Source organism: Corynebacterium sp. (assembly GCF_012837295.1).
Taxonomy (GTDB): Bacteria; Actinomycetota; Actinomycetes; order Mycobacteriales; family Mycobacteriaceae; genus Corynebacterium.
Genome location: NZ_DURI01000205.1, coordinates 1 through 8,100 on the forward strand (window position 1 = coordinate 1; position 8,100 = coordinate 8,100).

Annotated in this window: 13 protein-coding genes; all 13 read left to right on the top strand. The window is 67.4% G+C overall.

All coding sequences use genetic code 11. The features are described 5' to 3' along the window. Positions 1-260: 30S ribosomal protein S19 (gene rpsS, locus GX015_RS06765; RefSeq protein ID WP_291343808.1), on the top strand; the 260-nt coding region annotated here is incomplete at its 5' end. 3 nt (positions 261-263) lie between these two features. Beyond that, positions 264-626: a 50S ribosomal protein L22 gene (rplV, locus tag GX015_RS06770; RefSeq protein WP_291343810.1), complete on the top strand. Its 363-nt coding sequence runs from the start codon at positions 264-266 to the stop codon at positions 624-626. Continuing rightward, positions 626-1,372, top strand: coding sequence for a 30S ribosomal protein S3 (gene rpsC, locus GX015_RS06775; RefSeq protein ID WP_046650853.1), 747 nt, complete (start codon positions 626-628; stop codon positions 1,370-1,372). The genes rplV and rpsC overlap by 1 nt, the downstream gene beginning before the upstream one ends. After that, positions 1,373-1,789, top strand: a complete 417-nt coding sequence (rplP, locus tag GX015_RS06780) for a 50S ribosomal protein L16 (RefSeq protein WP_291343813.1) — start codon at positions 1,373-1,375, stop codon at positions 1,787-1,789. Beyond that, positions 1,789-2,025: a 50S ribosomal protein L29 gene (gene rpmC, locus GX015_RS06785; protein WP_035121313.1), complete on the top strand. Its 237-nt coding sequence runs from the start codon at positions 1,789-1,791 to the stop codon at positions 2,023-2,025. Before rplP ends, rpmC begins: the two co-directional genes overlap by 1 nt. After that, positions 2,022-2,300 carry a 30S ribosomal protein S17 gene (rpsQ, locus tag GX015_RS06790; RefSeq protein ID WP_102213941.1) on the top strand — a complete coding sequence of 93 codons (279 nt, stop codon included), beginning with the start codon at positions 2,022-2,024 and terminating at the stop codon, positions 2,298-2,300. Before rpmC ends, rpsQ begins: the two co-directional genes overlap by 4 nt. A 141-nt stretch (positions 2,301-2,441) precedes the next feature. Then, positions 2,442-3,086 (top strand): methyltransferase domain-containing protein, encoded by a 645-nt coding sequence (locus GX015_RS06795; RefSeq protein ID WP_366926250.1) that lies wholly within the window; start codon positions 2,442-2,444, stop codon positions 3,084-3,086. A 68-nt stretch (positions 3,087-3,154) separates the two neighbouring features. Beyond that, positions 3,155-3,919 carry a 3-oxo-5-alpha-steroid 4-dehydrogenase gene (locus GX015_RS06800; RefSeq protein ID WP_291343817.1) on the top strand — a complete coding sequence of 255 codons (765 nt, stop codon included), beginning with the start codon at positions 3,155-3,157 and terminating at the stop codon, positions 3,917-3,919. Positions 3,920-4,206: 287 nt separating this feature from the next. After that, entirely contained in the window at positions 4,207-4,575 is a 369-nt protein-coding gene (rplN, locus tag GX015_RS06805) for a 50S ribosomal protein L14 (protein ID WP_278826725.1), read from the top strand. Continuing rightward, positions 4,576-4,890 (top strand): 50S ribosomal protein L24, encoded by a 315-nt coding sequence (rplX, locus tag GX015_RS06810; RefSeq protein WP_046650848.1) that lies wholly within the window; start codon positions 4,576-4,578, stop codon positions 4,888-4,890. It begins immediately after the preceding gene. Positions 4,891-4,892: 2 nt separating this feature from the next. Then, positions 4,893-5,462 (top strand): 50S ribosomal protein L5, encoded by a 570-nt coding sequence (gene rplE / locus GX015_RS06815; protein WP_291343820.1) that lies wholly within the window; start codon positions 4,893-4,895, stop codon positions 5,460-5,462. 902 nt (positions 5,463-6,364) lie between these two features. Further along, complete coding sequence (locus GX015_RS06820) at positions 6,365-7,291, top strand: GDSL-type esterase/lipase family protein (RefSeq protein WP_291343822.1); 927 nt, start codon at positions 6,365-6,367, stop codon at positions 7,289-7,291. Between the two features lie 478 nt (positions 7,292-7,769). Beyond that, positions 7,770-8,100 (top strand): 30S ribosomal protein S8 (rpsH, locus tag GX015_RS06825; protein WP_291343824.1); only part of this gene is annotated, 331 nt, incomplete at its 3' end.

The window sequence follows — 8,100 nt, forward strand, 5'->3', positions numbered from 1 at the left end:
AGGGCCCGTTCGTCGATGAGCACCTCCTTGCGAAGGTGGACGCTCAGAACGAGAAGGGCACCAAGCAGGTCATCAAGACCTGGTCCCGCCGCTCCACGATTCTCCCCGATTTCATCGGCCACACCTTTGCCGTCCACGACGGTCGCAAGCATGTGCCGGTGTTCGTGGACGACTCGATGGTCGGCCACAAGCTGGGCGAGTTCGCGCCCACGAAGACCTTCAAGGGTCACATCAAGGACGACAAGAAGGGACGTCGATAAGCCATGAGCAACGACATCACCTCCGCCCGCGCCACCGCGCGTTTCGTCCGAGTGACCCCGATGAAGGCCCGTCGCGTGCTGGACACGGTCCGCGGCAAGTCGGTCTCCGAGGCCCTCTCCATGCTGGAGTACGCCCCGCAGACCGCGTCCCAGCCGATCTCGAAGCTGGTCGCCTCCGCGGCGGCCAACGCCGAGAACAACTTCGGCCTGGACCCCCGCACCCTCGTCATCGCCCAGGCCTGGGCCGATGAGGGACCGACCATGAAGCGCTTCCGCCCCCGTGCGCAGGGCCGTGCTTTCCACGTCCGCAAGCGCACGAGCCACATCACCGTGGTCGTCGAGAGCCAGAAGGGAAGTGCTCAGTAGTGGGACAGAAGATCCATCCCCACGGCCTCCGGCTGGGAATCTCCAGCGACTGGAAGTCCCGCTGGTACGCCGACAAGCAGTACGCCGACTACCTCGCCGAGGACATCAAGATCCGCGATCTGCTGTCCACCGGCCTGGAGCGCGCCGGCATCTCCGACGTCGTCATCGAGCGCACGCGTGACCGCGTTCGCGTCGACATCCACACCGCCCGACCGGGCATCGTCATCGGTCGCCGCGGCTCGGAGGCCGACCGCATCCGCGGTGAGCTGGAGAAGCTCACCGGCAAGCAGGTCCAGCTGAACATCCTCGAGGTCAAGAACATCGACGCGGATGCCAAGCTGGTCGCCCAGTCCATCGCCGAGCAGCTGACCAACCGCGTGGCGTTCCGCCGCGCGATGCGCAAGGCCATCCAGTCCTCCATGCGCCAGCCGCAGGTCAAGGGCATCAAGGTCGTGTGCTCCGGTCGTCTGGGCGGTGCCGAGATGGGCCGCACCGAGCGCTACCACGAGGGTCGCGTTCCGCTGCACACCCTGCGCGCGGAGATCGATTACGGCACCCACGAGGCCCACACCACCTTCGGACGCATCGGCGTCAAGGTGTGGATCTACAAGGGTGACGTCATCGGTGGCCGCCGCGAGTCCGAGATGAACGCCGGTCGCGACGGTCAGCGCCGCGGCGACCGCCGTGAGCGCCCGCGTCGTGGTGGCCAGCGCCGCCAGCGGGCCTCCGAGAAGAAGGAGGGCTAAATGCTCATCCCGAAGCGCGTCAAGTACCGCCGCCAGCACCGTCCGCACCGTTCCGGCGTCGCCAAGGGCGGCACCCAGGTGACGTTCGGTGATTACGGCCTGCAGGCCCTGGAGCCGGCGTACATCACGAACCGCCAGATCGAGGCCGCCCGTATCGCCATCAACCGCCACGTCAAGCGCGGCGGCAAGGTGTGGATCCAGATTTTCCCGGACCGTCCGCTGACCCAGAAGCCGCTCGGCGTGCGCATGGGTTCCGGTAAGGGCCCCGTGGAGAAGTGGATCGCCAACGTCAAGCCGGGCCGCATCATGTTCGAGATGTCCTACCCGGACGAGAAGACCGCGATCGAGGCGCTGAAGCGCGCCGGCGCGAAGCTTCCCTGCAAGACCCGAGTCGTCCGGAAGGAGGATCAGTACTGATGTCTAACGGCATTCCCGCCCACGAGCTCCGCTCGCTGGATAACGATGGCCTGGTCGCCAAGCTCAAGGAGTCCAAGGAGGAGCTGTTCAACCTCCGATTCCAGATGGCCACCGGTCAGCTGACCAACAACCGTCGACTGAGCGCCGTCCGCAAGGACATCGCCCGCATCTACACCGTGATGCGCGAGCGCGAGCTCGGCCTGTCCGCCGCCCCCACCGATGGTGATGCGGCATGAGCGAGGAAAACATGAACCAGACCGAGTCCGGCGCCCGCAAGGTCCGCTCCGGTTACGTCGTGTCCGACAAGATGCAGAAGACCATCGTCGTCGAGCTCGAGGACCGCAAGCAGCACCGCCTGTACGGCAAGATCCTGCGCACCAACTCCAAGGTGAAGGCCCACGATGAGAACGAGGAAGCCGGCATCGGCGACCGCGTGCGCATCGAGGAGTGCCGTCCGCTTTCCAAGGACAAGCACTTCCGCCTGATCGAGATCATCGAGAAGGCCCGCTAAGCGGACTTTCGCGAAGGCTCTTTCGCTTTACGACGCCCCCGTCATCCCCGGTTCGCCGGGGAGGCGGGGGCGTCGTCGTCCCGGGGACTCGGCGCGCCGCCCTTCCGGCGATCGGCGGGGGAGTGCGCAATACTGGACGTCATGAACATGCACCGCACCTGGTCCGAGATCGTCGCCGCCGACCCCGGCCATTCCCGCCGGTACGCGGAGCGTTGGGCGAATTTCGCCGCGCAGGGCCGGGACATCGACGGCGAGGCGCGCCTGATCGACGCCATGGCGCCGCGCGCGGGCCGCATCCTCGACGCGGGTTGCGGGCAGGGTCGCCTCGGCGGGTATCTCGCCGAGCGCGGGCACAACGTCGTCGGCGTCGACGTCGACCCGTACCTGATCTCCGTCGCGCGCGAGGTCCAGCCCGGCGGCACCTGGAAGGTCGGCGACCTGGCGCGGCTGGCGGACGTGCTCGCCGACGCCGACGCGGACCCGGCGGCGGCGGAACACGGGCGGCACCCGACGGGCGATTTCGACGTCATCGTCGCCGCCGGCAACGTCCTGACCTTCATCGACCCCGCCGACCGGGGTGCCGTGCTCATCGGTTTCCGCGACGCGCTGGCCGCCGACGGCCGCGCGGTGATGGGCTTCGGCGCCGGCCGCGGCTGGACCCTCGACGAGTTCGAATCCGACGCGTTCGAGGCCGGCTTGCGCATCACCCACCGGTTCTCCACGTGGAACCTGCTGCCGTTCGACGATCAGGCCAACTTCATCGTCGCCATCGCCGAGCGCGCCTGACCGCCGTCTCCCGCTCCCCGCATTCGGCGCCGTAACCCGCTTTCCGCGTTCGGCATAGAATTCGGGGGGTGAGCAGGGAAACCTTCGATCTTCTCGTTTGGGCGTGGATCGCCATCGGCGTCGCGGCATTCGTGCTGCTGCAATTCGTCGCCGCGCCCTACGGCCGCCATGCGGGAGAGGGCTGGGGCCCGCGGGTGCCCAACAGGGCCGGGTGGGTGGTGATGGAGGCCACCGTCCTGTTTTCCCTGGCGGCGACGTTTCTGGCCTTGGGCGGGCGCGTAGACGAGCTGTCCACGGCGGCGGGCGCGATGGTCGTGCTCTTCGCCGTCCACTACGTGAACCGTTCCTTCATATATCCGCTGCGCACCCGGACCAAGGGCAAGACCATCCCGCTGGCCACCGTCGCCGCGTCCATCGCCTTCAACGGGGTCAACGGCTTCTTCCTCGGTCACTGGTTCGCGCGCTTCGCCGACTACCCCGACGATTGGCTCACCGACCCCCGGTTCCTGGTGGGGCTGGCGCTGTTCGTCGGCGGCATGGCGCTGAACTGGCAGTCCGACCAGATTCTCATCCACCTGCGCGCGCCGGGGGAGACGGGCTACAAAGTCCCCCGTGGCGGGGCCTTCCGCTGGGTCAGCTCGCCGAACCTGCTCGGCGAGATCATCGAATGGGCCGGGTTCGCGATCATGGCGTGGTGTCTGCCCGCGGTCGCCTTCGTCGTGTGGACCCTGGCCAACCTCGTCCCCCGCGCCATCCGCAACCATCGCTGGTACCACGACAAATTCCCCGACTACCCGCCGGAACGACGCGCGCTGGTGCCGTACCTCTTCTAGCGGGAACGGCGCCGACGACGGGCCGGACGGACGAGGCGGCGACCGGACCGTCGTCAAGCAAAGCTTTCAAGCGCCCGCCCACCGGCCGCGATTTGGGCCGCCACCGGTGCCCATGCAATAATTCACGGGTTGCGAGTGGCGGTGTGCGTCAACTCGGCGGCCAGGCACGGCGCAAGCCCGACCCCGGCCCCGGTTGAGACCCCCGCCAGGCTCGCAGCCGAATCAGACCGCGTGCGCTCGGGACGGAAATCCGGCGCACACAGCAATCCAGGTCAAGGAGAACCGTAGTGATTCAGCAGGAATCGCGTCTGCGGGTCGCCGACAACACCGGTGCCAGGGAAATCCTGTGCATCCGCGTGCTCGGCGGCTCCACCCGACGCTTCGCCGGCATCGGCGATGTCATCGTGGCCACCGTCAAGGAGGCCGCCCCCGGCGGCAACGTCAAGTCCGGCGAGATCGTCCGGGCCGTCGTCGTCCGCGCCAAGAAGGAGACCCGTCGCCCGGACGGCTCCTACATTTCGTTCGACGAGAACGCCGCCGTCCTGATCAAGGCCGACAACGAGCCGCGCGGCACCCGCATCTTCGGCCCGGTCGCGCGTGAGCTTCGCGACAAGAAGTTCATGAAGATCGTGTCGCTCGCACCGGAGGTGATTTAAGTGAAGATCCGCAAGGGCGATACCGTCCTGGTCATCTCGGGTCCGGACAAGGGCGCGCAGGGCGAGGTCATCGAGGCCTACCCCACGCGCGACAAGGTCCTGGTCTCGGGCGTCAACAAGATCAAGAAGCACGTCGCGAACTCCACTCCGGAGCGTGGCGCCTCGTCCGGTGGCATCGTCACCCAGGAGGCCCCGATCCACGTGTCGAACGTCATGCTCGTCGATGAAGAGGGCACCCCGACCCGCGTCGGCTACCGCTTCGATGAGGACGGCAAGAAGGTTCGCATCTCCCGTCGCACCGGGAAGGACATCTAAGCATGAGCGAGAACTACACCCCCCGCCTCAAGGCGCGCTACCGCGCCGAGATCCGCGAGAACCTGCAGAAGGAATTCTCCTTCGACAACGTCATGCAGATTCCGGGCGTCTCCAAGGTCGTCGTCAACATGGGCGTCGGCGAGGCCGCGCGCGACTCCAAGCAGATCAACGGTGCGCTCCACGACCTGACCCTGATCACGGGCCAGAAGCCGGAGCTGCGTCGCGCGAAGAAGTCGATCGCCAACTTCAAGCTGCGCGAGGGCATGCCCATCGGCGCCCGCGTCACGCTGCGCGGCGACCGCATGTGGGAGTTCCTGGACCGTCTGCTGACCGTGGCGCTGCCGCGAATCCGCGACTTCCGCGGTCTGTCGGACAAGCAGTTCGACGGCCACGGCAACTACACCTTCGGCCTCTCCGAGCAGTCCATGTTCTACGAGATCGACATCGACAAGATGGACCGCCCCCGCGGCATGGACATCACCGTCGTGACGACCGCCACGAACAACGACGAGGGCCGCGCGCTGCTGCGCGAGCTCGGCTTCCCGTTCAAGACCGCCCAGCACAAGGACTAGTTCCTTCGGGTGGCGCCGATTGATTTCCGCGCCATGGTTTGAGCGCACGCGACCCCCGCTTCCTTTCGAGGAGGCGGGGGTTTCGTCGTGCCCGGGGTGCCTCGTGCCGGCGCTTGGGCTTTGCGACGGCTCGCGTGGAGCGTGACCGCCGGGGGCGCCACAACTTGCCCGGCCGCCTGCCGCCGCCGTCCCGACGCGGCCCGCAGCAACTCGTCCTGCAGCCTGCCGTTTTCGTCGTTACGTGGTCCGCCATCACCAGTCCGCGCCAATCACCGGCTGCCGCTAACCCACTCAGTCGATCGCGGCCGGGCGGATGGCATGGCCCGCCGAGTTTCGTGCCATATAGGTGCCACCGCTTCAAATGTGAAGCCCATGACCTGCGCAAACGCGAATGGCGTGCCGAGGGTGGCATCTATATGGCACGAAATGCCGATCGTCGGCGCGCGCCCGTGTCCCAGAGGCGGGGGCGGGGGCAGCGATGCCGGGCGGGGACGCTTAAGTGGGCCGGGCGAGGTCGGGTGGGGCGAGGTCGGGCGGATCGAGTGGCGCCGAGGCGTCGAAGGCGGGGCCGGACGGCACGTTGGGGTGATCGCTCGAGGTGGAACGCTCTGCGGGGGAGTGGTGGACGCGTCCCCGAATTCGGGTGGAGTCAAACCGGTGTGATGGAGATCACGTTTGGGTCAAGTGCGGGGGTCGGGAAGGTTCGGTTGGCGATGATGGCGTGTAAATGGCGCGGACCAATGCTCTTCCGGAATCCCGTCCACCTGCAGTTTGTAACAAACCGATCACGAACGTCGGGCGACACGGTAACATCGGCATCCCTGGGCACTGGATGAACATGCGGTAAGAACCGCAGGCCCGCGACTTGACACCGCTCTCAAGAAACGGCACGGTTTCCACTCATGAAGAAGTCTTTCTCCACCAAGGTCCGCTCCGCGGCCATCGCCGCCGTCACGGTTCTGGGCCTCGGCCTCGGTGCCGGCGCGGCCGCCGCCCAGTCCGTCCTTCCGCCGCTGCCCGCCGTCCCGGCCATTCCGGGCATCCCCGCGATCCCGGACATCCCGAACCTGAACCCGGCCTCGGCCGGCGGTGCCAAGCAGGTCGTCACCTTCGGCGACTCCTTCACCGCCAACGCCGGCAAGTCCGGCCCGCGCGGCCTTGAGGAGGGCCAGACCCCGATCGTGGCCAACTGCGCCACCGACATGGAGAACTGGCCGAAGATCGCCGCCCATCAGGCCGGCAAGTCCCTCGGCGACTGGTCCTGCAACGGCATGGGCGGCGCCCCGATCGTGCAGCTGGTCGGCTACGTCGAGGCTGCGATCATGCACGGCGACATCGCCCCGGGCACCCAGGACGTCGTCTTCATGTACGGCGGCATGGACGCCCTGCAGTGGGTCGACGTCGCGGGCAAGATGCAGAACATGGGTCACCTGAACGACACCCTGTTCCAGCAGGAGCTGCGCCACGCCGCCAACCGCATCCGCGAGGTTGCGCCGGGCGTCCAGATCCACCTGGCCTCCTACCCGGAGTACGCCACCAACGACCAGCTGTGCCTGGTCAACCTGCCGGGCGCGACCATCCCGATCCCGGCCCCGGGCGGCACGCAGATCCAGGAGGCGTTCCGCGACTCCATCGCCAACGCCGCGCACAACATCGGCGCGAACTTCATCGACGTGTACCAGGCCACCATCGGCCACGGCACCTGCAACCCGGATGACAACCAGCGCTTCGTCGCCGGTTTCCAGGATCCGGCCATGGGCCCGATGACCAACCATCCGACGATCAAGGGCCAGTACGCCATGGCCGACATCATCGCCCCGGCGCTCTAAGCTCCGACTTCTTCGCGCATTCCCCGCCCGCGGTTCGGCCACATGGCCGGCCCGGGGCGGGGTTTCCGCGTCTTGCGGGAACGGGATGGCTTGACGACGCCCACGTGGCCGTCGTCAAGCTGAACCGTCCATCGCACCGGACCCGAGCCCGCCGCGCGCCCGCGCGCCCCCGCCCGCCCCGGACCATCCGCAGCGATTTGGGAGGTGAGGGGGCCTGCTGGTAGGTTCGAACGGTCCGCTCCATGGACGCGCGATCAGCCGTGCCCCGGTTCCCCGGGGGCGACCCGCGCGGCCGAGCCGGACTGCCAAGCAGAAACTTTGCTGAAGGCCCCCCGCCCCGAAACAGCGTCCCGCGCGTATCGGGTGGCGAGCCAACCGGGCTACTGAACCCGGCTGGCGCCAGTTGCCCCGAAAATCGCGTGGATCACGTGATGGGGTGGGAAGGAACCGCAGCGAGAAAGGAATGCGGTCACTCAACATGACCATGACTGATCCCATCGCCGACATGCTGTCGCGCGTGCGCAACGCCAACAACGCGTACCACGACACCGTCACGATGCCGTCGTCCAAGATCAAGGCGAACATCGCCGGAATCCTCAAGCAGGAGGGTTACATCGAGGACTACAGCGTCGAGGACGCCAAGGTCGGCAAGACCCTGACCCTGAACCTCAAGTACGGCCCCTCCCGTGAGCGTTCGATCGCCGGCGTCCGCCGCGTGTCGAAGCCGGGTCTGCGCGTGTACGCGAAGTCCACCAACCTGCCGAAGGTCCTCGGCGGCCTGGGCGTGGCCATCATCTCCACGTCCCAGG

What these genes read in the sequence shown, in the direction of transcription:
- rpsQ (WP_102213941.1), top strand. Translation starts at nt 2,022, where the DNA reads ATGAGCGAGGAAAACATGAACCAGACCGAGTCCGGCGCCCGCAAGGTC.
- rplE (WP_291343820.1), top strand. Translation starts at nt 4,893, where the DNA reads ATGAGCGAGAACTACACCCCCCGCCTCAAGGCGCGCTACCGCGCCGAG.
- GX015_RS06795 (WP_366926250.1), top strand. Translation starts at nt 2,442, where the DNA reads ATGAACATGCACCGCACCTGGTCCGAGATCGTCGCCGCCGACCCCGGC.
- rpmC (WP_035121313.1), top strand. Translation starts at nt 1,789, where the DNA reads ATGTCTAACGGCATTCCCGCCCACGAGCTCCGCTCGCTGGATAACGAT.
- rplV (WP_291343810.1), top strand. Translation starts at nt 264, where the DNA reads ATGAGCAACGACATCACCTCCGCCCGCGCCACCGCGCGTTTCGTCCGA.
- GX015_RS06820 (WP_291343822.1), top strand. Translation starts at nt 6,365, where the DNA reads ATGAAGAAGTCTTTCTCCACCAAGGTCCGCTCCGCGGCCATCGCCGCC.
- rplP (WP_291343813.1), top strand. Translation starts at nt 1,373, where the DNA reads ATGCTCATCCCGAAGCGCGTCAAGTACCGCCGCCAGCACCGTCCGCAC.